Source organism: Variovorax sp. VRV01, assembly GCF_014852545.1.
GTDB classification, from domain to species: Bacteria; Pseudomonadota; Gammaproteobacteria; order Burkholderiales; family Burkholderiaceae_C; genus Variovorax; species Variovorax beijingensis_A.
Genome location: NZ_JACVBS010000001.1, coordinates 672,803 through 694,381, shown reverse-complemented (window position 1 = coordinate 694,381; position 21,579 = coordinate 672,803). Strand labels below are relative to the sequence as shown.

The 21,579-nt window shown below is 67.2% G+C and carries 19 protein-coding genes; 12 read left to right on the top strand and 7 right to left on the bottom strand.

All coding sequences use genetic code 11. The features are described from left to right. The 3 genes from IB278_RS03380 to mgtA all read left to right on the top strand — a co-directional run bounded on the left by IB278_RS03380 (position 1) and on the right by mgtA (position 3,722). Entirely contained in the window at positions 1-204 is a 204-nt protein-coding gene (locus IB278_RS03380; RefSeq protein ID WP_145745344.1) for a hypothetical protein, read from the top strand. 346 nt (positions 205-550) lie between these two features. After that, positions 551-766 carry a hypothetical protein gene (locus tag IB278_RS03375; protein WP_145745346.1) on the top strand — a complete coding sequence of 72 codons (216 nt, stop codon included), beginning with the start codon at positions 551-553 and terminating at the stop codon, positions 764-766. Between the two features lie 205 nt (positions 767-971). Continuing rightward, on the top strand, positions 972-3,722 hold the full coding sequence (gene mgtA / locus IB278_RS03370; RefSeq protein ID WP_192322596.1) for a magnesium-translocating P-type ATPase: 2,751 nt from the start codon (positions 972-974) through the stop codon (positions 3,720-3,722). A 355-nt stretch (positions 3,723-4,077) separates the two neighbouring features. On the opposite strand, the gene IB278_RS03365 is transcribed toward mgtA, so the two are convergent. The 4 genes from IB278_RS03365 to xdhC all read right to left on the bottom strand — a co-directional run bounded on the left by IB278_RS03365 (position 4,078) and on the right by xdhC (position 9,337). Beyond that, positions 4,078-5,520, bottom strand: coding sequence for an NAD-dependent succinate-semialdehyde dehydrogenase (locus tag IB278_RS03365; protein ID WP_145745350.1), 1,443 nt, complete (start codon positions 5,518-5,520; stop codon positions 4,078-4,080). 176 nt (positions 5,521-5,696) lie between these two features. After that, a complete protein-coding gene (locus IB278_RS03360) occupies positions 5,697-7,037 on the bottom strand; it encodes a glycerate kinase (RefSeq protein ID WP_192322595.1) in 1,341 nt (446 codons plus the stop codon). A 63-nt stretch (positions 7,038-7,100) separates the two neighbouring features. Further along, a complete protein-coding gene (locus IB278_RS03355; RefSeq protein WP_145745354.1) occupies positions 7,101-8,306 on the bottom strand; it encodes a urate hydroxylase PuuD in 1,206 nt (401 codons plus the stop codon). Between the two features lie 224 nt (positions 8,307-8,530). Then, positions 8,531-9,337 (bottom strand): xanthine dehydrogenase accessory protein XdhC, encoded by an 807-nt coding sequence (gene xdhC, locus IB278_RS03350; protein ID WP_145745356.1) that lies wholly within the window; start codon positions 9,335-9,337, stop codon positions 8,531-8,533. A 53-nt stretch (positions 9,338-9,390) separates the two neighbouring features. On the opposite strand from xdhC, the gene IB278_RS03345 reads away from it, so the two are divergent. Next, the gene (locus IB278_RS03345; RefSeq protein ID WP_186454212.1) at positions 9,391-9,891 is read left to right on the top strand and encodes a hypothetical protein; all 501 of its coding nucleotides are present in this window, start codon (positions 9,391-9,393) and stop codon (positions 9,889-9,891) included. A gap of 137 nt (positions 9,892-10,028) precedes the next feature. Here IB278_RS03345 and uraH read toward each other — a convergent pair whose 3' ends face one another. Continuing rightward, positions 10,029-10,379: a hydroxyisourate hydrolase gene (uraH, locus tag IB278_RS03340; protein ID WP_145745360.1), complete on the bottom strand. Its 351-nt coding sequence runs from the start codon at positions 10,377-10,379 to the stop codon at positions 10,029-10,031. A 90-nt stretch (positions 10,380-10,469) separates the two neighbouring features. Between uraH and IB278_RS03335 the strand changes: the two genes are divergently transcribed. The 5 genes from IB278_RS03335 to IB278_RS03315 all read left to right on the top strand — a co-directional run bounded on the left by IB278_RS03335 (position 10,470) and on the right by IB278_RS03315 (position 16,139). Continuing rightward, positions 10,470-11,135 (top strand): GntR family transcriptional regulator, encoded by a 666-nt coding sequence (locus IB278_RS03335; protein WP_225612662.1) that lies wholly within the window; start codon positions 10,470-10,472, stop codon positions 11,133-11,135. A gap of 7 nt (positions 11,136-11,142) precedes the next feature. Beyond that, positions 11,143-12,114 (top strand): allantoinase PuuE, encoded by a 972-nt coding sequence (gene puuE, locus IB278_RS03330; protein ID WP_145745362.1) that lies wholly within the window; start codon positions 11,143-11,145, stop codon positions 12,112-12,114. Further along, the gene (gene uraD / locus IB278_RS03325) at positions 12,111-13,889 is read left to right on the top strand and encodes a 2-oxo-4-hydroxy-4-carboxy-5-ureidoimidazoline decarboxylase (protein ID WP_192322594.1); all 1,779 of its coding nucleotides are present in this window, start codon (positions 12,111-12,113) and stop codon (positions 13,887-13,889) included. Before puuE ends, uraD begins: the two co-directional genes overlap by 4 nt. Before the next feature lie 10 nt (positions 13,890-13,899). Then, positions 13,900-15,135, top strand: a complete 1,236-nt coding sequence (locus tag IB278_RS03320) for a M20 family metallopeptidase (protein WP_192322593.1) — start codon at positions 13,900-13,902, stop codon at positions 15,133-15,135. A gap of 92 nt (positions 15,136-15,227) precedes the next feature. Further along, a complete protein-coding gene (locus tag IB278_RS03315; RefSeq protein WP_192322592.1) occupies positions 15,228-16,139 on the top strand; it encodes an alpha/beta fold hydrolase in 912 nt (303 codons plus the stop codon). On the opposite strand, the gene IB278_RS03310 is transcribed toward IB278_RS03315, so the two are convergent. After that, positions 16,102-17,418 carry an aminotransferase class V-fold PLP-dependent enzyme gene (locus IB278_RS03310; RefSeq protein ID WP_192322591.1) on the bottom strand — a complete coding sequence of 439 codons (1,317 nt, stop codon included), beginning with the start codon at positions 17,416-17,418 and terminating at the stop codon, positions 16,102-16,104. The genes IB278_RS03315 and IB278_RS03310 overlap by 38 nt on opposite strands. A gap of 4 nt (positions 17,419-17,422) precedes the next feature. Further along, complete coding sequence (locus tag IB278_RS03305) at positions 17,423-18,316, bottom strand: amino acid ABC transporter substrate-binding protein (RefSeq protein ID WP_192322590.1); 894 nt, start codon at positions 18,314-18,316, stop codon at positions 17,423-17,425. A gap of 141 nt (positions 18,317-18,457) precedes the next feature. On the opposite strand from IB278_RS03305, the gene IB278_RS03300 reads away from it, so the two are divergent. The 3 genes from IB278_RS03300 to IB278_RS03290 all read left to right on the top strand — a co-directional run bounded on the left by IB278_RS03300 (position 18,458) and on the right by IB278_RS03290 (position 21,577). Further along, positions 18,458-19,378: a LysR family transcriptional regulator gene (locus tag IB278_RS03300; RefSeq protein WP_145745725.1), complete on the top strand. Its 921-nt coding sequence runs from the start codon at positions 18,458-18,460 to the stop codon at positions 19,376-19,378. Then, on the top strand, positions 19,375-19,854 hold the full coding sequence (locus IB278_RS03295; protein ID WP_145745373.1) for an SET domain-containing protein: 480 nt from the start codon (positions 19,375-19,377) through the stop codon (positions 19,852-19,854). Before IB278_RS03300 ends, IB278_RS03295 begins: the two co-directional genes overlap by 4 nt. A gap of 229 nt (positions 19,855-20,083) precedes the next feature. Beyond that, entirely contained in the window at positions 20,084-21,577 is a 1,494-nt protein-coding gene (locus tag IB278_RS03290) for an NCS1 family nucleobase:cation symporter-1 (protein ID WP_145745375.1), read from the top strand. Positions 21,578-21,579 lie beyond the last annotated feature (2 nt).

The following is a 21,579-nucleotide window of genomic DNA, read 5'->3' as shown; positions in this document are numbered from 1 at the left end:
ATGAACTGGCGCACTCTTCTTCCATTCGCTCTGCTCGCCACCGGCTGCTCGACGCTCCCCAACGAAGTGGTGCCCGTGCGCGAAGGCGTGCTGCGCGCTCCCACGTACACGCAGGCGGCCGACCATTGCAGCGCCAAGGGCCAGGCGCCGCGCTGGCTCGGCAAGGCGCCAGCGGAGGCCGGCGTGCTGTTCCAGTGCTACTGAGCCTGGCCGCCGCGCAGCAACGACCCGCCCGCGCCACAGGACATCGCCAAAAAGGTTGACGCTCTTTGTGATGCGGTGCAACAATCCCGCATCTTTACTTCGGAGCCCCGTGCGTGGACAGTGCCAGTTGGATCAGTGACAAGACGCGTGCCTCGGCAGGCGTGACACATCCGGCCCTCTAGCGCAGGCTCTTTTGCGCTGCGGCCGCCGTGCACGCAGCCTGACCCGTTCGCCATTCCAGGCCAGCGGTTCTCCCTTCCGAATCCCGCCGTTCTTCGTCACTGACTTTTTCAGTCAGCTTGCGTGTGTCCGTGCACGAGGCTCCTTCATGCGAAGGAGCCTTGCCATGCGTCAATTCCAGTCTCGTCAGCAGCACCTGCAGCAGCAACACCAGCCGGTGCAGGAATCCGCTCGCGCGTCTGCGCATGCGCCGACGCGTGCGGTCACGGCGCAGGACATCGACAACGAAATGCTGGACCGCGCCGCCGCGCTCTGGACCACGCGGCGCATCCGCAGCTTCTTCCTGCTGCTCGAGCGGCCGCCGCGCGCCGGCCAGCGCTGACGCGCCGCACCGCCCCCACCGCCGGACACGCAAGAAACAAGGAGGCCTGATGGATCCCGCTTCTCGTTGGCGCCCCTGTGCGCCACCCCTCGCCCGCCCGATCGACCACACCGAAATGCAGCGCGCCGCGCCGCCAGGGGATTCCCACGCCTGATTGACGCGGGAGGTTCTTCCCTTCGCGGCCGGCGCCGTGAAGGAATACAAAATGAAGAACGTCCTGAAGTCCCTTTTCGAGAGCTTCCTGCGCAGCCGCCGCATGCTGCACCACTTCGAGCGCTGGCAGACGCTGCTGGGCTCGAAGCCCGCAGGCACGGCTTCGGCGGCCATGCCGCCCGACATCGCCAGGGCACTGTCCGCCGCATCGCGTGCCGACGCCGGCGCCATGCTGGCCAGCCTGCACAGCTCGCCGCAAGGCCTGGCCGAAGACGAGGCGCAGGCGCTGCGCAAGCAGTTCGGCGGCAACGAGGTGCGCCACGAGCAGCCGCTGCCGTGGTGGACGCACCTGTGGCAGTGCTACCGCAATCCGTTCAACCTGCTGCTGACCGTGCTGGCGCTGGTCTCCTACGTGACCGAGGACATGAAGGCCGCGCTCGTGATCGGCAGCATGGTGGTGCTGTCGACGGTGCTGCGCTTCGTGCAGGAATCGCGCTCAGGCAAGGCTGCGGAGCGGCTCAAGGCGATGGTGAGCAACACCGCCACCGTGCTGCGGCCCGCGCCCGCCGAAGGCGCCGGCGCCCCGCATGCGGAGGCGGTGCGCGCCGAGGTGCCGATGCGCGAACTGGTGCCGGGCGACGTGATCGCGCTCTCGGCCGGCGACATGATCCCGGCCGACTGCCGGCTGCTCGCCGCCAAGGACCTGTTCATCAGCCAGTCCGCGCTGACCGGCGAAGCGATGCCCGTGGAGAAATTCAGCGCCGACCGCAGCAGCGATGAAGCCGGCGTGCTCGAGCGCGACAACCTGCTCTTCATGGGCACCAGCGTGGTCAGCGGCAGCGCCACCGCGCTCATCGTGCACACCGGCAACCGCACCTTCTTCGGCGCACTGGCGCAGCGCGTGACCGCCGTCGACCAGGGCACCAGCGCGTTCCAGGCCGGCATCAACCGCGTGAGCTGGGTGCTGATCCGCTTCATGCTGGTGATGGCGCCGCTGGTGCTGGTGATCAATGGCGTGGCCAAGGGCGACTGGTGGGAGGCGGCGCTGTTCGCGCTGTCGATCGCGGTCGGCCTCACGCCCGAGATGCTGCCGATGATCGTGACCGCCACGCTGGCCAAGGGCGCGGTCGTGATGTCGCGCCGGAAGGTGATCGTGAAGCGGCTGGAAGCCATCCACAACTTCGGCGCCATGGACGTGCTGTGCACCGACAAGACCGGCACGCTGACGCAGGACCACATCGTGCTGGAGCGCCACACCAACGCCTGGGGCGAAGCCTCGGACCACGTGCTGCAGATGGCCTACCTGAACAGCTTCCACCAGACGGGCCTGAAGAACCTGCTCGACAAGGCCGTGCTGAGCCACGCCGAGATGCAGCTGGAAACGCGGCTGCAGACGGCCTGGCGCAAGATCGACGAGGTGCCCTTCGACTTCGCGCGCCGCCGCATGTCGGTGGTGGTGGAGAACGGCGGCAGCGAGCACCTGCTGATCTGCAAGGGCGCGCTGGAAGAGATTCTCTCGGCCTGCGCCTCGGTCGAGCGCGGCGACGAGGTGCTGCCGCTCGATGCAGATGTTCTTGCACGCATCCACGCCATCGCGTCGGAGCTCAACACCCAGGGCCTGCGCGTGGTGGCCGTGGCCAGCCGCGTGCTGGCCGCGGGGGCGCAACGGCCGGTCCAGGTCGCCTACGGCGTGGCCGACGAAACGGCGCTCACGCTGCTGGGCTACGTCGCGTTTCTCGATCCGCCGAAGGAATCGACCGCGCCCGCGCTGCGCGCGCTGGCCGCGCACGGCGTGGCGGTAAAGGTGCTGACGGGCGACAACGAGCTGGTCGCGCGCAAGGTCTGCGTCGACGTCGGCATCGAGGCCGGCCGCGTGGTGCTGGGGCGCGAGATCGAGGCGCTGGACGACGCCGGTCTGCGCGCGCTGGCCGAGCAGCACCAGGTGTTCGCCAAGCTCACGCCTGCGCACAAGGAACGCATCGTGCGTGCGCTGCATGCGAACGGGCATGTGGTGGGCTTCATGGGCGACGGCATCAACGACGCGCCCGCGCTGCGTGCGGCCGACATCGGCATCTCGGTGGACGGCGCAGTGGACGTGGCCAAGGAGTCGGCGGACATCATCCTGCTCGAGAAGAGCCTCATGGTGCTGGAGCAGGGCGTGGTGGAAGGCCGCCGCACCTTTGCCAACATGCTGAAGTACATCAAGCTGACCGCGAGCTCGAATTTCGGCAACGTGTTCTCGGTGCTGGTGGCCAGCGCGTTCCTGCCCTTCCTGCCGATGCTGCCGCTGCATCTGCTGGTGCAGAACCTGCTGTACGACGTGTCGCAGATCGCGATTCCGTTCGACAACGTCGACGCCGAATTCCTGCAAAAGCCGCAGCGCTGGAACCCGGCCGACCTGGGCCGCTTCATGCTGTTCTTCGGGCCGCTGAGCTCGGTGTTCGACATCCTGACCTACGCCGTGATGTGGTTTGCGTTCTCGGCCAACACGGTGGCGCACCAGACGCTGTTCCAGTCGGGCTGGTTCGTCGAGGGCCTGCTGTCGCAGACGCTGGTCGTGCACCTGATCCGCACCCGCAAGATCCCGTTCCTGCAAAGCCGCGCGGCCTGGCCGCTGCTGGCAATGGGCGCAGCGATTGCCGCGGCGGGCATCTGGCTGCCGATGGGGCGGCTCGCGCACTACTTCCGGCTGCAGGCGCTTCCGCTGGCCTACTTTCCGTGGCTGGCGGCGATGCTGGCGGGGTATGCGACGCTCACGCAGGCGGTCAAGGGATGGTATGCGCGGCGGTTCGGGTGGCAGTGATGTTTTGGCGCTGCTGTTCGGGGGCGCGTGCACAGGCCACCGGGTACTCCCCTCCGCGAATGTCCCCCGGGGCTACGCCCCTCCTCCTTTATTTCGCTGCGGGGAGCACCCGATGCCCTGTGCACCGGGGCATGCCGCTGATGCAACACTGATCAACGACCGTTGCGCATTGCGCTCACGTCGATGGGGTGCCTTGCGCGGCGAAATCAAGGAGGAGGCCGCAGGCCGGGGGACATTCGCTTCGCCGCGTACCCCGTCGGCGGGAACGCCGCCCTGAACGGCAGCGCAAAAAAAGGCGGCACCGCCGAAGCGATGCCGCCTTTCCAAGAGAACCCAAGCGGACTGAGCGAACCGCTTAGATGCTCATGATCGAAACAGCCTTGGTGTTCAGGTAGGCCTCGAGCGCCTCCGGGCCGCCTTCCGAGCCGTAGCCCGAATCCTTCACGCCGCCGAACGGCATTTCGGGCGAGGGCGCGGCGGGCTGGTTGATCCACAGCATGCCGAGCTCGAGCTTCTGGCTCAGCAGGTGCGCGTTCTTGATCGACTTGGTGAAGGCATAGCCGGCCAGGCCGAATGGCAGGCGGTTGGCTTCGGCGATGGCTTCCTCGAGCGTGTCGAAGCCGCGGATCGCCGCGATGGGGCCGAAGGGCTCGTTGTTGAACACGTCGGCATCGAGCGGCACGTCGGTCAGCACGGTAGGTGCGAAGAAGTTGCCGGTGTCGCCGACGCGTTCGCCGCCGGCTGCCACGGTGGCGCCCTTCTTGCGCGCATCTTCCAGCACGTGGGCCATGGCCGTGAGGCGGCGCGCGTTGGCGAGCGGGCCGAGGGTCGTGCCCTCGGCCAGGCCGTCGCCGAGCTTCAGGCCTTCGGTGTACTTGACCAGCGTGCGGGCGAATTCCTCGCGCAGGCTGTTGTGCACCAGGAAGCGGGTGGGCGAGATGCAGACCTGGCCCGCATTGCGGAACTTGGCGGCGCCCGCGGCCTTCACGGCCAGCGCCACGTCGGCGTCCTCGGCCACGATGACCGGCGCGTGGCCGCCCAGCTCCATGGTGACGCGCTTCATGTGCGAGCCGGCCAGTGCGGCCAGCTGCTTGCCGACCGGCGTGGAACCCGTGAAGGTGACCTTGCGGATGATCGGATGCGAGATCAGGTAGTTCGAGATTTCAGCCGGGTTGCCGAACACCAGGCCCACGGTGCCGGGCGGAATGCCGGCATCGACGAAAGCCTGCAGCAGCGCGGCGGGCGAAGCCGGGGTTTCTTCGGGCGCCTTGACCAGGAACGAGCAGCCGGTGGCCAGCGCGGCGCCGAGCTTGCGCACGATCTGGTTGATGGGGAAGTTCCAGGGCGTGAACGCGGCGACCGGGCCCAGCGGCTCCTTGATCACCAGCTGCTGCGCATTCAGGTTGCGCGAAGGCACGATGCGGCCGTAGACGCGGCGGCCTTCGTCGGCGAACCATTCGATGATGTCGGCGGCGGCCAGCGTCTCGCCCTTGGCCTCGGCCAGCGGCTTGCCCTGCTCCTGCGTCAGCAGCTTGGCGATCTCGGGGGCGCGCTCGCGGATCAGGCCGGCCGCGCGGCGCATGACGGCGGCGCGCTCGTTGGCGGGCGTGTTGCGCCAGGTTTCGAAGCCGCGCTGGGCGGCGGCCAGGGCGCGGTCGAGGTCGGCGATGCTGGCATGCGCCACCTTGCCGATGGCCTTGCCGGTGGCCGGGTTCACGACGTCCAGCGTCTTGCCGCCGGTGGCGTCGACCCATTCGTTGTCGATCAGCAGGCGGGTGTCGGTGTAGGTGGCGGTCATGGCGAACTTTTCCTTCGAGGACTGGATGATGAAAAGGGGAAATCTGGGTGCGCGGCGCGGCACCCGGAAGGTGCGCTTGCGACAGCGGCGGCAAATTGCCGCCGGGTGCATAGATTAACCCGAGTTCGCGAAGCCCGCCGGAGCCGGGAAACCGACCCCTTTTTCCGTTACAGCCGCTACAGGATCAGCAGCGCGCGAAAGTCGTTCACGTTGGTGTTCGTGGGGCCGGTCACGAACAGGTCGCCGATGGCGTCGAAGTAGCCGTAGGCGTCATTGCGGTCCAGGTGGTCCGACAGCTTCTTTCCGGCGGCCGTGGCGCGCGCCAGCGTGTCGGGCGTGACGAAGGCGCCGGCGTTGTCTTCCACGCCGTCAATGCCGTCGGTGTCGGCGGCCAGCGCCCAGACCTGCGGCTGGCCCATCAGCGCGCCGGCCAGGCCCATGCACAGTTCGCCGGCGCGCCCGCCGCGGCCCTTGGCCTGGCCGGGCTGGCGCGGGCGGATCGTGACGGTGGTCTCGCCGCCCGAGAGAATGACGCAGGGCCGTGCGAACGGCTGGCCGCGGTGCGCCACGGCGCGCGCCAGCGCCGCATGCACCTTGCCGACCTCGCGCGATTCGCCTTCGATCTCGTCGCTGAGGATATGGGCCTCGATGCCGGCCTCGCGTGCCGCCTTGGCGGCCGCTTCGAGCGACTGCTGCGGCGTGGCGGTCAGGTGGACATCATGCCCCTTGAAGACCGCGTCCTCCGGCTTCGGCGTTTCGAGCTCGCCGCTCTCGAGCCGCGCGCGCACCGGCGCCGGCAGCTCGATGCCGTAGCGGTCGAGGATGGCGAGCGCGTCGGCGCAGGTGGTGGCATCGGGCACCGTGGGGCCGCTCGCGATGACCGCCGGGTCGTCGCCCGGCACGTCGCTGATGGTGAGCGTCACCACGCGCGCCGGCGCACAGGCCGCGGCCAGACGGCCGCCCTTGATGCGCGACAGGTGCTTGCGCACGCAATTCATCTCGCCGATGCCGGCGCCGCTGTCGAGCAGCTGCTTGTTGATGCGCTGCTTGTCGGCCAGCGTGAGGCCCTCGGCCGGCAGCACCAGCAGTGACGAGCCGCCGCCCGAGATCAGGCACAGCACGAGATCGTCGGCCGTGAGGCCCTGCGCGAGCGCGAGGATGCGCTCGGCCGCCTGCTGGCCGGCCGCGTCGGGCACGGGGTGCGCGGCCTCGACGAGCTCGATGCGCTGCGGCACGCCTTCGGGGCGCGGCGGGATGTGGTCGTAGCGGGTGACGACCAGGCCCGACAGCGGCGCGTCGGCCGGCCACAGGGCTTCGAGCGCCTGCACCATCGAGCCGCCCGCCTTGCCGGCGCCCAGCACCAGCGTGCGGCCCTTGGGCGGCCTGGGCAGATGGGCGCCCATTGTGGACAGCGGCAGCGCGCGGTCCACCGCCACGCGGTAGAGATGTTCGAGGAAGGCGCGCGGGGCCTCGCGCGGATCGGGGGTGGGCAGTGAGGACGGGTTCGATGCGGTCATGGCTTGCTTTGTCTCCAACCGGCAATTGTGCGGGGAACGGCGCCCCCCGCTCCTGACTCCGGTCTAGTTCGTTTTCGCGCCGGCCTGGAACCAGCGGCCGACCAGCGCGCGTTCTTCGTCGGTGATGCCGGTCGCGTTGTTCATCGGCATGATCTTCGTCACCACCACCTGCTGGTAGATGGCCTGCGCATGTGCTGCCACCTGCTCGGGCGAATCGACGCGCACGTTCTTCATCTGCACGGCCTCGCCGTGGCACATGAAGCAGCGCTGCTCGAGCACCTTCTGCACGTCCTTGAACGCCACGGCGGGCGCCGCTGCCGAGGCGACGGGCGCGGCCGCCGGCTCGGGCTTCATCCAGACGATGGTGAGCCCCAGCACCACGATGCCGATCAGCGCATAGGGCAGCGGATTGCCCGCGTTGCCAAGCTTGAAGCGGTGCCGCACCACGAAGAACTGCCGGATCGCCGCGCCGCCCAGCATGATCAGCAGCAGCACGATCCAGTTGTACTTGTGGGTGTAGGTGAAGCTGTAGTGGTTGCTGAGCATCGCGAACAGCACCGGCAGCGTGAAGTACGTGTTGTGCACGCTGCGCTGCTTGCCGCGCTGGCCGTGCACCGGATCGACCGGCCGGCCTTCACGCAGGGCCTGCACGTTCTTGCGCTGGCCCGGAATGATCCAGAAGAACACGTTGCCGCTCATCGTGGTGGCCATCATCGCGCCCACCAGCAGGAAGGCCGCGCGGCCCGCGAACCACTGGCAGGCCAGCCAGGTCGCGAACACGATGAAGAGCGCGATCAGCACGCCGACGATGGTGTCGCCGTTCTTGCGGCGGCCGAAGATCTGGCAGATGCCGTCGTAGACCATCCAGAACACCACGAAGAAGGCCAGCGCCACGCCGATGGCGGCGCCGGGCTGCCAGTCCATCTTCGACTTGTCGATCAGGTAGGTGCTCGCGTTCCACAGGTACGACATGGTGAACAGCGCAAAGCCCGTGAGCCAGGTGCTGTAGCTCTCCCAGTACGACCAGTGCAGGTGGTCCGGCAGCCTCTTGGGCGCCAGCGCGTACTTCTGCATGTTGTAGAAGCCGCCGCCGTGCACGGCCCACTGCTCCCCGCCCACGCCCTTGTCGAGCGACTCGGCGTCCTGCGGCTTCTCGAGGCTGTTGTCCAGCATCACGAAGTAGAAGGAAGCGCCGATCCAGGCGATGGCGGTGATGACGTGGACCCAGCGCAGCAGCAGGTTGGCCCAGTCGAGGTAATAGCTTTCCATGTGGTGCTCTCTCTCAACCCCTTCGGCGCGTGGGAACGCCGCGAAGGGGTTTCTTCAGCCTGCTCACCACTGCGGGCGCTGTAAGCAGAGAAAGTGCCGCGAACGCAGGCTCCATGAAAAGATGGGCCTCGCTCCGCTGCGGCTTGTTGTGGACCGAAAGTGTATACAGTTTTGGCAAGTGGCGGGTGGCTTTTTTGAAGGCGTCGCCGCCGGGAAAACCCTGTTCAGCCCAGCGATTGCAACAACTGTGCCGCCACCGCCACCGCGATCACCTCGGGCTCCTTGCCGGTGATGCCGGGCACGCCGATCGGACAGGTGATGCGCGCCAGTTCGTCGGCCGTGAAGCCGCGGGCCTCGAGCCGGTGGCTGAAGGTGGCCCACTTGGTCTTGCTGCCGATCAGGCCGATGTAGGGCAGGTCGCCGTGCGTGCGCAGGCGCTTCAGGCAGGCGATGACGATGTCCAGGTCTTCGGCGTGGCTGAAGCTCATGATCAGCACGCGGCTGCCCGGCGTGAGCCCGGCCACGGCGTCCTGCACGGGCTCCGAATGCTCGATCTCGATCTGCGCCGGCAGCGCCTCGGGAAACACGCCGTCGCGGCTGTCGATCCAGCGCACCGAAAACGGCAGCCCCGCCAGCAGCCGCGCGAGCGCCGCGCCCACGTGGCCGCCGCCGAACAGCGCCACGGGCTGGAGCTGCGCGACCAGTTCACGCTGCAAGGCCGGCGCATCGGCGGCCGTGATGCGGCGGTACGAGAGAAACACCACGCCGCCGCAGCACTGGCCCAGGCTCGGGCCGAGCGGATAGCGTTCGATGCCGTCGATGGCGCGCCGCCCGGCGAGCAGTTCGCGCGCTTCCTGCGTGGCCTGGAACTCGAGCTGGCCGCCGCCGATGGTGCCCGTGAGCCCTTCGGCCCACACCGCCATCCAGGTGCCCGCCTCGCGCGGCGCCGAGCCCTGCGTGGATTCGACGCGCACCAGCACCGCGTCTTCGCGGGCCAGGCGTGCCATCAGCTGATCGACCAGGCCGTTCATTCTCGATACCTTCGGTTGCGGGGGTGCGGGTGACTCACGGTATAAACCAGACGATGAACCGTCAGCTTACGCCGCGCCGTCTCGCCCTCCTGGCCTCTTCCCTTTGTGCCCTCTGGATCGCCGGATGCGGCACCACCGGTTCGGTGCCCGGCCAGCTCAGCAGCGCCACGGCCGACCGCAGCGCCAGCGGCCCCGCGCCGCGCGCGTCCAACGCGGCTACCGCGCGCGACTACCGGCGCGATGCCGCGCGCCATATCTACGAGATCAACCGCTCGCGCATCTATGGCGGCCAGTTGCCTCCGCTGCTCTATGCCGTGGGCACGCTGCAGGTGAATCTCGATGCCGGCGGCCGCGTGGTGTCGATGCACTGGATGCGCGCACCCAAGCATGCGCCCGAGGTCGTCGCCGAGATCGAACGCATGGTGCTGAAGGCCGCGCCCTTCCCCGCCGCCACCCGTCTCGGGCCGGTCACCTGGACCGACACCTGGCTCTGGGACAAGAGCGGGCGCTTCCAGCTCGATACGCTGACGGAAGGTCAGCAGCAGGGGGATTAGGCTCACCCCCAGTCTTCGCGCACTTCGTGTCGCTTCGCCAACCCCCTCGCCGGGGGCAACACCAGCGGCCCGGCAAAGCCGGTTCCGCGGTGTTCCACGAAAAGACATCAGTCGCCACATGAGAACGCGACCGGCGATCACGACCCGCGGTAGGTGGAGTAGCTCCACGGGCTCACGAGCAGTGGCACGTGGTAGTGCTGGTCGGTGTGCGCCACGCCGAAGTCCAGCGACACCTTGTTCAGGAAGTTGGGCTCGGGCAGCTTCACGCCGCGCGCCTTGAAGTAGCCCGCCACGTCGAACACCAGCCGGTAGGTGCCGGCCTTGAGCGAGTGGCTGTCGTAGAGCGGCGCGTCGCTGCGGCCGTCCGAATTCAGCGTGAAGCGCTTCACCAGCGTGGCGTCGTCGCCCTGAGTGGTGTACAGCGCCACCTCCATGCCGGCCGCGGGGCCGCCGTGCATCGTGTCCAGTACGTGAGTGCTCAAGCCCATGGGGTGCTCCTTCGAAGGTCGATCAGCTGCGGGAAATTCCGGTGGACAAAAGTGTATACAGTTACCGGCTTTGGGTCTATCATGAAAAACATGGAGTCCTCCACCACCCGTTCGATCGTCGACGCGCTCACCAAGGCGATCGTCGAGCACCGGCTGCAGCCCGGCACCAAGCTGGCCGAGCAGAAGCTGGCCGACCACTTCGGCGTGTCGCGCACGCTGGTGCGCCAGGCGCTGTTCCAGCTGTCGCAGAACAAGCTCATCCGCCTGGAGCCCGCACGCGGCGCCTTCGTGGCGGCCCCGGCGGTCGACGAGGCCAGGCAGGTGTTCGCGGTGCGCCGCATGCTCGAGGCCGAAATGACGCGCGAGTTCGTTCGCACCGTCACGCCGGCCAAGATCAAGGCGCTCAAGGAGCACGTGGCGCTGGAGAAGTCCGCCGTGTCGGGCGAGGACATCTCGGGCCGCACCGAGCTGCTCGGCGACTTCCACGTGCGCATGGCCGAGCTCATGGGCAACCAGGTGCTGGCGCAGATCCTCGGCGAGCTGATCTCGCGCTGCGCCCTCATCACGCTCATGTACCAGAGCACCAGCGCGGCCGAGCACTCCAACGACGAGCACGCCGACATCGTGAAGGCGCTGGCCGCGCGCGACGAGGAGCGCGCCGTGCGCCTCATGACCGAACACCTGGAGCACGTCGAGGCCAACCTGACCTTCGACCGCAAGGTGCCGACCAACGACATCTCGCTTGCACTGTCCTGAACATTCCATGACCGTCTACGACACCACCCTGCCCTACCCGCGCGACCTCGTCGGCTACGGCCGCAATCCACCCCATGCCCGGTGGCCTGGCGGCGCGCGCATCGCGGTGCAGTTCGTCCTCAACTACGAAGAGGGCGGCGAAAACGCCACACTGCACGGCGACGCGGGCTCCGAGCAGTTCCTTTCGGAGATGTTCAATCCGGCGAGCTTCCCGGACCGGCACATCAGCATGGAAGGCATCTACGAATACGGCTCGCGCGCCGGCGTCTGGCGCATCCTGCGCGAGTTCGAGAAGCGCGGCCTGCCGCTCACCGTGTTCGGCGTCGGCATGGCGCTCGAGCGCTACCCCGAGCTGGCCGCGGCCTTCAAGGAACTGGGCCACGAGATCGCCTGCCACGGCTGGCGCTGGATCCACTACCAGAACCTCGACGAGGCCACCGAGCGCGAGCACATGCGCCTGGGCATGGAAGCCATCGAAAAGCTCACGGGTGAGCGCGCCCTGGGCTGGTACACCGGCCGCGACAGCCCGCGCACGCGCCGCCTCGTGGCCGACTACGGCGGCTTCGAATACGACAGCGACTACTACGGCGACGACCTGCCCTTCTGGATGAAGGTGCAGAAGACCGACGGCACCGTGGTGCCGCAGCTCATCGTGCCCTACACGCTCGACTGCAACGACATGCGCTTTGCGCTGCCGCAGGGCTACTCGCACGCCGACCCGTTCTTCCAGTACATGAAGGACAGCTTCGACGCGCTCTATGCCGAAGGCGACCCGCAAGGCGACAACAGCCCCAAGATGATGAGCATCGGCATGCACTGCCGCCTGCTCGGGCGCCCCGGCCGCATCACCGCGCTGCAGCGCTTTCTCGACCACATCGGCCGGCACGAGCATGTGTGGGTCTGCCGGCGCGTGGACATCGCGCGCCACTGGAAGCAGGCGCATCCCTTCGAAGCGGCCGCCACAGGAGACCCGTCATGAGCCTGACCCTCGACCAACTGAACGCCGCAACGCCGGGCGATGCCCTGGCGATGCTCGACGGCACCTACGAACATTCGCCGTGGATCGCCGAGCGCGCGCTCGCGGCGCGCCCGTTCCGCTCGCTCGCGCAGCTGAAGCATGCGCTCGTGCAGGCGGTGGCCGCGGCCTCGGCCGACGAAAAGCTGGGACTGATCCGCGCCCACCCCGAACTCGCGGGCAAGGCCATGGTCAGCAAGACGCTCACGGCCGAATCGACCCATGAGCAGGGCAAGGCCGGCCTGACCGACTGCACGCCCGAAGAGTTCGCAAGAATCCAGCAGCTCAACGCCGACTACAACGCGAAGTTCGGCTTTCCGTTCATCCTGGCGGTGCGCGGGCCGCGCGGCACGGGGCTTTCGAAGCGCGAGATCATCGACACCTTCGAGCGCCGGCTGCACCATCACCCGGACTTCGAGCTTGGCGAGGCGCTGCGCAACATCCACCGCATCGCCGAGATCCGGCTCGACGACAAGTTCGGCGCCGATGTCTCGCTCGGCAACGACGTGTGGGACTGGCACGAAGCGCTCTCGGCGCACACCGACCCCGGCTATGCCGAGAAGGGCCAGCTCACCGTCACCTACCTGACCGATGCGCACCGCGCCTGCGCCGCGCAAATTTCAAACCTGATGCGCGATTGCGGCTTCGACTCGGTGCACATCGATGCGGTCGGCAACGTGGTCGGGCGCTACGAAGGCAGCACGCCCGGCGCGAAGGCGCTGCTCACCGGCTCGCACTACGACACCGTGCGCAACGGCGGCAAATACGACGGCCGCCTGGGCATCTTCGTGGCCGTAGCCTGCGTGCGCGAGCTCAAGCGCCAGGGCCGGCGCCTGCCGTTCGCATTCGAGGTGGTGGGCTTTGCCGAGGAAGAAGGTCAGCGCTACAAGGCCACCTTCCTGGGATCGGGCGCGCTCATCGGCCACTTCGATCCGCGCTGGCTGGACCAGAAGGATGCCGACGGCATCACCATGCGCGAGGCCATGCGGCACGCGGGCCTGAAGGAAGAAGAAATTCCGAAGATCCAGCGCGACCCGGCGCGCTACCTCGGCTTCGTCGAGGTGCACATCGAACAGGGTCCGGTGCTCACCGAGCTCGACGTTCCCCTGGGCATCGTCACCTCCATCAACGGCGGCGTGCGCTACGTGGGCGAGATGATCGGCATGGCCAGCCATGCCGGCACCACGCCGATGGGCCGGCGCCGCGATGCAGCCGCTGCGGTGGCCGAGCTGATCCTTTTCGCCGAGCAGCGCGCGGCGAAGGACGGCGACTCCGTCGCCACCGTGGGCATGCTCGAAGTGCCGAGCGGCTCGATCAACGTGGTGCCCGGACGCTGCAAGTTCAGCCTGGACATCCGCGCACCCAACGATCCGCAGCGCGACGCCGTGGTGCGCGACGTGCTGGCCGCGCTGCAGGAGATTGCCGATCGCCGCGGCGTGCGCTTCGTCATCGAGGAGGCCATGCGCGCAGCCGCCGCACCCAGCGCCCCCGAATGGCAGCAGCGCTGGGAAAAGGCGGTCGAATCGCTCGGCGTGCCGCTCTTTCGCATGCCCAGCGGCGCCGGCCACGACGCGATGAAGCTGCACGAGGTGATGCCGCAGGCCATGCTCTTCGTGCGCGGCATCAACTCGGGCATCAGCCACAACCCGCTCGAATCGAGCACCAACGACGACATCCAGCTCGCAGTGCAGGCCTTCCAGTTGCTGCTGGACAACCTCGCCGCCGAACAAGCCCACTGAAAAGAAAACCATGACCGACTACGCCAAGCTCGACGCCTGGATCGACGCCCACTTCGACGAGGAAGTGCAGTTCCTGCAGCAACTGGTGCAGGTGCCCACCGACACGCCGCCCGGCAACAATGCGCCGCATGCGGAGCGCACCGCCGAGCTGCTCAAGGACTTCGGCCTGGAAGCCGAGAAGCATGCCGTGCCCACGCAGGAAGTGAAGGACTACGGCCTCGAGTCGATCACCAACCTGATCGTGCGCCGCAAGTACGGCAAGGACGGCGACGGTGGCCGCACCGTGGCCCTGAACGCCCACGGCGACGTGGTGCCGCCCGGCGAAGGCTGGACGCACGATCCCTACGGCGGCGAGATTGCCGACGGCAGCCTCTACGGCCGCGCCGCCGCCGTGAGCAAGAGCGACTTCGCGAGCTTCACCTTCGCGCTGCGCGCGCTCGAAGCGGTAGCGAAACCGACCAAGGGCAGCGTCGAGCTGCACTTCACCTACGACGAGGAATTCGGCGGCATCCTCGGCCCGGGCTGGCTGCTCAAGCAGGGCCTGACCAAGCCCGACCTGATGATCGCGGCCGGCTTCAGCTACGAAGTGGTCACGGCCCACAACGGCTGCCTGCAGATGGAAGTGACGGTGCACGGCAAGATGGCGCACGCGGCCATTCCCACCACCGGCGTCGACGCGCTGCAGGGCGCGGTGAAGATCCTCAACGCGCTCTACGCGCAGAACACGCTCTACCAGCAGGTGACGTCCAAGGTCGAAGGCATCACGCATCCCTACCTCAACGTGGGCCGCATCGAAGGCGGCACCAACACCAACGTGGTTCCGGGCAAGGTGGTGTTCAAGCTCGACCGCCGCATGATTCCCGAAGAGAACCCGGTCGAGGTCGAGGCCACCATCCGCCAGGTGATCGCCGGTGCGGCCGCGGAAAGCACCGGCATCACGGTGGAGATCAAACGCCTGCTGCTGGCCAATTCGATGAAGCCGCTGGCCGGCAACAAGCCGCTGGTCGATGCGATCCAGAAGCATGGCCAGCAAGTCTTCGGCGAGCCGATCAAGGCCATGGGCACGCCGCTGTACACCGACGTACGCCTCTATGGCGAAGCCGGCATCCCCGGCGTGATCTACGGCGCCGGCCCGCGCACCGTGCTCGAGTCGAACGCCAAGCGCAGCGACGAACGCGTGGTGCTCGAGGACCTGCGCCGCGCCACCAAGGTGATTGCGCGCACGCTGAGCGACCTGCTGGCCTGATCGGACGCAGCGCCCGCGTTGCGGGCGTCCGACGCCGCGCATCAGTCGGCGCCTACAAGCGCCTTCGCGCCCCGGCGTGCAGCATGGGCTGCATGATCGAACGCAGTTCCACGCCCACCCTCACGGCCGATGCCCATGCGGTCGCGCATCGCTTCGTCGAAGTCGAGGGGATGCAGATCTTCTACCGCGAAGCCGGCCCGCGCGATGCGCCGGTGCTGCTGCTGCCGCACGGCTATCCATGCTCGTCGTTCCAGTACCGCCGGCTCATGCCCGCGCTGGCGGACCGGTGGCGCCTGGTGGCGCCGGACTACCCGGGCTTCGGCCTCAGCGACACGCCGCCCGCCGGGGCCTTCGGCTTCGACTTCGATGCCTATGCGGGCTTTCTGGAAGCCTTCTGCCGCAAGCTGGGCCTCGATCGCTACGCGCTCTACCTGCACGACTACGGTTCGCAGATCGGCCTGCGCCTGGCCATCCGGCATCCGGAGCGCGTGGCCGCGGTGATCATCCAGAATGGCGACATCTACGAGGACACGCTCGGCCCCAAGTACCGCGCCATCCAGGCCTTCTGGCGCGATCCGTCCGCAAAGAACCGCGCGGTGCTCGAAGAAGCAGTGAGCGAAGAGGGCTTCCGCGCCGAGTTCGTCGGCGAGGTTTCCGAGGCCCAGGCCGCGCAGATTCCGCCCGATCTCTGGAAGCTCCATTGGCCGCTGATGAACACGCCGCAGCGCCGGGAGCTCGCACGCCTGCTGATGGAAGGCCTGAAGGAAAACCTCGAATGGTTTCCGCACTACCAGGCCTGGCTGCGCGAACACCAGCCGCCCGCGCTCATCGTCTGGGGTCCCAACGACGGCTACATGCCCGAAGCCTCCGCGCGCGCCTACCTGCGCGACCTTCCGAACGCCGAGCTGGTGCTGACCGACGGCGGCCACTGGCTGCTGGAGACGCATCTCGCGCAGGTGGTACCTGTCATCCGGCGCTTCCTGTCCGCGGTCCATTCGCGCTGAGGGCAATCTCCCGCGTCACGCGCAGGAACTTCTCCATGTCGGCCGCCGAATGGCAGTGCAGCGGCGAAACCCGCACGGTGCCTTCGAGGCCGAAGGAATCGAGCATGCGCTTCGAATAGATGCTGCTCGCCACGCGCTCGTAGACCGTCACGCCGCGCTTGCCGTACTCGACCACCGCCTGCGTGCAGTCGAGGTGCTCGAAGCCGATGCCGATGATCAAGTCGCGCTTCGTCAGGTCCGGATGGTCGAGGAACACCTTCACGCCCTCGATGCTGCGCAGGCCCGCGGCGCCGCCGCTTCCGTCCAGCAGCGCCGACAGCAGGGCGCGCTCGTGCAGCTCGATGTGCGTGATGCCGGCCTCGAACAGGGCGCGGCGCCCGCTGGCATCGGTGAAATGGCCGCCGAGCCAGCACACGTAGTCCACGATCTCGGTCAGCACGGCAAACTGCCACGGCGCCGAACTGCCCAGGTCCCAGAAGTCGGGCTTCTTGCCCGCGAGCTTGTGGTGCGGCAGCCGCGCCGCGCGGTCCGACACCCATGAGAGCCCCGAGCCCCGGCAGCCGAAGAACTTGTAGGGCGCCATGTTGATGCCGTCCACCGGCGTCTTCTGCAGGTCGATCAGGCCGTGCGGCGCGTGCTGCACGGCGTCCACCACGATGTAGAGATCGGGCTTGATCTCGCGCGCGCGCCGCACGATCTGCTCCAGGTCGAGCTTGGCGCCGGAGATGTTCGAGGCATGGATCACGTTGAGCAGGCAGGTGTTCTCGTCCACCAGCCGCACGATCTCGTCGGCATCGACGCCGCCGGTCTCGCGGTTGCTTTTCGCCACCCGCAGTTCGCGGCCGGCCTTCTGGGCATAGAGGCTCATCGCATCGAACGACGAGGGATGCTCGAGCACGGTGGTGACCATGTTGGTGCCCGGCACGTTCTCGGCCACTGCGCGCACCATGTCGAACATCGCGCCCGATGCCGTCAGCGACGCATAGACGCTGCCGCCCCGTGCATTGAGGATGGTGCGCACGTCGTCGGTGCCCCTGGCCTGGATCTGCTGCAGCTCGACGGCGGTGGCGTGGATGCGCTCGGCGTTGTCGGGAATGGCATCGACCTGCGCGAAGCGCTCGGCCGCGGCCTTGAGCCGGAAAGAGCCGCCCGCGTTGTCGAAATAGAGGCGCTCGCGCCCGTGGTGGTCGTGGTCGACGTTGAGAAAGCGCTGCTTCACTTCGCGCATCAGCGCATCGGAGAGCGCCAGCCCATTGGCGTGCTGTGTGTTTGCCGGCATCTCTTCAAACGCCCTTGTTGTTCGGGTTCCTGTAGGCCTCGCGCACTGCGTCGGACATCGGGAAGTTGAGGTTCACGTTGCGCGGCGGAATGGGCGACATGAACCACTTCGCATAGAGCTTGTCGATGGCGCCCGACTTCATCATCTCGGTCACCGTCTGATCGACGATCGCCTTGAACTCGGGGTCGTCCTTGCGCATCATGATGCCGTAGGGTTCCTGGCGCAGCACGTCCTTCAGCAGCTTGTAGTCGGAGGCGTTGGGCTGGTTGGCGATGAGGCCGGCCAGCTGCACGTCGTCCAGCACGTAGGCCGCGGCGCGGTCGCTCGCGAGCAGCAGGAAGGCATCGGCCGTGTCCTTGCCCGCGATTTCCTGCACCTCGATGTTCTCGGTCTTGCGGAAGCCGCGCAGCAGCTGCATCGAGGTGCTGCCGGCCACCGTGGCCACGGTCTTGCCCTGCAGGTCGGCGATCGAGTTGATGCCCGAGTTCTTCTTCACCGCGGCCGTGATGTTGGTGACGAAATGGCTGGGCGCGAAGTCGACCTGCTGCTGGCGCTGCACGGTGTTGGTGGTGGTCGCGCAGTCGAGGTCGACCGTGCCGTTCTGCACCAGCGGAATGCGGTTGGTCGAATTGAGCAGCGTGTAGCGCACCTCGATCTTCGAAAGGCCGAGCCTGGCCTTGATGGCGTCCACCACCTTCAGGCAGATCTCGTTGGTGAAGCCGATGGGCGCGCTCTCGCCGCCGGTCTTGTAGGAGAACGGGATCTGCGTGTCGCGGCTGCCGATCTGCACCGTGCCGCTTTCCTTGATCTTGCGCAGCGTGGGGCTCTCCTGCGCGGCCGCGGCGCCGCAGAGCAGCGCAATGCTGGCGCCGAATGCGAGGGACAGTTTGAAGTTCATGGAATGTTCCTTTGAAGATGAGGCAGGAAGTACGCGGGACTGCACGGGGCGAATCTTCGGTGCGCCATCAAATTTCCAAAAGCGATTTTTTGTGATTGAATAAGATGAATAAAAGTATTCAATCCAAGGGCCTGCACCGTGATGACCTTCAAGCAGCTCGAGGCCCTGTACTGGATCGCCAAGCTGGGCGGCTTTGCGCAGGCGGCCAACCAGCTCCATACCTCGCAGTCGGCCGTGTCCAAGCGGGTGCATGAGCTCGAGCTGCTGTTCGACACCGAATTGTTCGACCGCAGCCAGCGCACCGCGCGGCTCACCGAAAAGGGCGAGGAGATGTTCGTGCTCGCGGCCCGGCTGCTCGAGCAGCGCGATGCCGCCGTCGAGCAGTTCAGCAAGCCCGGCGTAGTGGAGCGGCGGCTGCGCATCGGCGTGACGGAGCTCACGGCCATGACCTGGCTGCCCCGGCTGGTGGGCGTGATCCAGCAGCACTACCCCAAGGTCATCCTCGAGCCCGACGTGGACGACAGCCTGCAGTTGCGCGACAAGCTGCTGGCCGACGAGCTCGACCTGGTGATCGTGCCCGACACCTTCGCCGATTCGCGCATGCAGAGCAAGGCCATCGGCGAAGTGAAGAGCGCCTGGATGTGCAAGCCCGGCGTGGTGCGTGCCACCGGCGCCGTGCGGCTGCACGAACTCGCGCGCCACCGCATGCTGGTGCAAGGCAGCAATTCGGGCACCGGGCGCGCCTACGACGCCTGGATGAAGGACCAGGGCGTGCAGCCCGCCGACACCATCGTGGTGAGCAACCTCGTGGCGCTGACCGGGCTCACGGTGTCGGGTCTGGGCGTGAGCTACCTTCCGCGCCAGTGCCTGGACCCGCTCGTCTCGGCCGGCATGCTTGCGGTGATCGACGTGGCGCCCGCCCTGCCGGTGGTGCGCTACGTGGCCATGCACAAGGGCGAGCACCGCAGCGCGCTGACCTCCTCCATCGTGATGCTGGCGCAGGAATGCTGCGATTTCACGCGCATGTTCCAGGCGCAGGCCGACGAAGAGCCTGCAAAATGAGCGGCATGAAACCCCGCAAGCAGACCTCGTCCACGCCCCACATCCGCGTCGGCCCCAGCGGCGTGCACGGGCTCGGCGCCTTCGCGACGCGCGACCTGCCTGCCCAGGCCTTCCTCGGCCTCTACGAAGGCCGGCGCTACACCCAGCAGGAGATCGCCGCCAGGACGTGGAACGACCAGCTCACCTACCTGTTCACGCTCTCCAACCAGGAAACGATCGACGGCGCCAAGGGCGGCAACGGCACACGCCACCTGAACCACGCCTGCGATCCCAACTGCGAAGCGGTCGAGGAGTACGACGACGCAGGCGAACTGATGCTCAAGTTCCAGACCCTCGTGGCGGTGGACGCGGGCGACGAGTTGTTCATCGACTATTCCCTGACCGCGGACGATGGATCGACCGCCGAGAAATACCCCTGCCATTGCGGCTCGCCGAACTGCCGGGGGACGATGCTGGCGCCGGCCGAAGCGGATTGAGCGCCAGCTGACCCCGCCCGCCTTCGAAAGGCGCCATGGCCACGGGCCACGGCGCCTTTTTTCTTTGCGCACCCCAAAGGGTATCTCAGGGAATCTACGGATATATGATCCGTCGGATAGACTTGATTGCACACGGTTTTTGTATACAAATAACGCACCCGATGCCCGGTGCGGAATTTGCGCTGGAAACGGTCCCTCAACCCACCATTCATTCGCACGAGGAAAGACCATGAGCACAGTCGTCAGCCAGGCCCCCGCGGGGGCAAGCGAAGCCGGCCATGCGCCGCATGCCGAATCCAACGCGCTGATCAAGCCCGGCTACCACCCGCGGCTGACCAACGAAGACCTGGCCCCTCTCAGGAAGCAGACCTGGGGCCAATACAACATCTTTGCGTTCTGGATGTCCGACGTGCACAGCGTGGGCGGCTACATCACGGCCGGCAGCCTGTTCGCGCTGGGCCTGTCGAGCTGGCAGGTGCTGGTGTCGCTGCTGGTGGGCATCGTGATCGTGCAGTTCTTCTGCAACCTGGTGGCCAAGCCGAGCCAGGTGACCGGTGTGCCCTACCCGGTGGTGTGCCGCGCGCCCTTCGGCGTGCTGGGCGCCAACATCCCGGCCATCATCCGCGGGCTGATCGCGGTGGCCTGGTACGGCGTGCAGACCTATCTGGCCTCGGCCGCCTTCATGGTGCTCGCGCTGCACATGTTCCCGAACCTCGCGCCGTATGCCGACGTGGCCCAGCACGGCTTCGTGGGCCTGTCGACGCTGGGCTGGGTGGCGTTCATGATCATGTGGGTGCTGCAGGCCTTCGTGTTCTGGCACGGCATGGAGGCGATCCGCAAGTTCATCGACTGGGCCGGACCGGCCGTGTACGTGGTGATGGCCGTGCTGTGTGGCTGGCTGGTGTGGAAGGCCGGCTGGAGCAACATCGACCTGAACCTGGGCGGGATCAAGTTCCAGGGCTGGGACGCGCTGCCCGTGATGCTCTCGGCCATTGCACTGGTGGTGAGCTACTTCAGCGGCCCGATGCTCAACTTCGGCGACTTCTCGCGCTACGGCAAGAGCTTCGACGCGGTGAAGAAGGGCAACTTCTGGGGCCTGCCGGTCAACTTCGTGTTCTTCTCGCTGCTCACGGTGATCACCACCGCCGCCACGCTGCCGGTGTTCGGCGAGCTGATCACCGATCCGGTGCACACCGTGGGCAAGATCGACAGCACCACCGCCGTGGTGCTGGGCGCGCTGACCTTCATGATTGCCACCATCGGCATCAACATCGTGGCCAACTTCGTCTCGCCGGCCTTCGACTTCTCGAACGTGGCGCCGCAGCACATCAGCTGGCGCACGGGCGGCATGATCGCGGCGGTGGGATCGGTGTTCCTCACGCCGTGGAACCTCTACAACAGCCCCGAGGTCATCCACTACACGCTCGATGTGCTGGGCTCGTTCATCGGCCCGCTGTTCGGCATTTTGATTGCCGACTACTACATCGTACGCAGGCAGCGCATCGACGTGGATGCGCTCTACACCATGAGCCCCAAGGGCGAATACTGGTACAGCGGCGGCTACAACCCGAAGGCGATCCAGGCGCTGATCCCCTCCGCACTGGTGCCGATCCTTTGCGTGATGGTGCCGGCGCTGCGCGGTGGCGCGAACTATGCATGGTTCATCGGTATGGCACTGGGCTTCGTCATCTATGCCCTGCTGAACCGCAACAACAAGACTTGAAA

Excerpts from the sequence above, each read along its gene's own strand:
- IB278_RS03380 (WP_145745344.1), top strand. The coding sequence starts at position 1 with ATGAACTGGCGCACTCTTCTTCCATTCGCTCTGCTCGCCACCGGCTGC.
- IB278_RS03375 (WP_145745346.1), top strand. The coding sequence starts at position 551 with ATGCGTCAATTCCAGTCTCGTCAGCAGCACCTGCAGCAGCAACACCAG.
- mgtA (WP_192322596.1), top strand. The coding sequence starts at position 972 with ATGAAGAACGTCCTGAAGTCCCTTTTCGAGAGCTTCCTGCGCAGCCGC.
- IB278_RS03365 (WP_145745350.1), bottom strand. The coding sequence starts at position 5,520 with ATGACCGCCACCTACACCGACACCCGCCTGCTGATCGACAACGAATGG.
- IB278_RS03360 (WP_192322595.1), bottom strand. The coding sequence starts at position 7,037 with ATGACCGCATCGAACCCGTCCTCACTGCCCACCCCCGATCCGCGCGAG.
- IB278_RS03355 (WP_145745354.1), bottom strand. The coding sequence starts at position 8,306 with ATGGAAAGCTATTACCTCGACTGGGCCAACCTGCTGCTGCGCTGGGTC.
- xdhC (WP_145745356.1), bottom strand. The coding sequence starts at position 9,337 with ATGAACGGCCTGGTCGATCAGCTGATGGCACGCCTGGCCCGCGAAGAC.
- IB278_RS03345 (WP_186454212.1), top strand. The coding sequence starts at position 9,391 with ATGAACCGTCAGCTTACGCCGCGCCGTCTCGCCCTCCTGGCCTCTTCC.
- uraH (WP_145745360.1), bottom strand. The coding sequence starts at position 10,379 with ATGGGCTTGAGCACTCACGTACTGGACACGATGCACGGCGGCCCCGCG.
- IB278_RS03335 (WP_225612662.1), top strand. The coding sequence starts at position 10,470 with ATGGAGTCCTCCACCACCCGTTCGATCGTCGACGCGCTCACCAAGGCG.
- puuE (WP_145745362.1), top strand. The coding sequence starts at position 11,143 with ATGACCGTCTACGACACCACCCTGCCCTACCCGCGCGACCTCGTCGGC.
- uraD (WP_192322594.1), top strand. The coding sequence starts at position 12,111 with ATGAGCCTGACCCTCGACCAACTGAACGCCGCAACGCCGGGCGATGCC.
- IB278_RS03320 (WP_192322593.1), top strand. The coding sequence starts at position 13,900 with ATGACCGACTACGCCAAGCTCGACGCCTGGATCGACGCCCACTTCGAC.
- IB278_RS03315 (WP_192322592.1), top strand. The coding sequence starts at position 15,228 with ATGATCGAACGCAGTTCCACGCCCACCCTCACGGCCGATGCCCATGCG.
- IB278_RS03310 (WP_192322591.1), bottom strand. The coding sequence starts at position 17,418 with ATGCCGGCAAACACACAGCACGCCAATGGGCTGGCGCTCTCCGATGCG.
- IB278_RS03305 (WP_192322590.1), bottom strand. The coding sequence starts at position 18,316 with ATGAACTTCAAACTGTCCCTCGCATTCGGCGCCAGCATTGCGCTGCTC.
- IB278_RS03300 (WP_145745725.1), top strand. The coding sequence starts at position 18,458 with ATGACCTTCAAGCAGCTCGAGGCCCTGTACTGGATCGCCAAGCTGGGC.
- IB278_RS03295 (WP_145745373.1), top strand. The coding sequence starts at position 19,375 with ATGAGCGGCATGAAACCCCGCAAGCAGACCTCGTCCACGCCCCACATC.
- IB278_RS03290 (WP_145745375.1), top strand. The coding sequence starts at position 20,084 with ATGAGCACAGTCGTCAGCCAGGCCCCCGCGGGGGCAAGCGAAGCCGGC.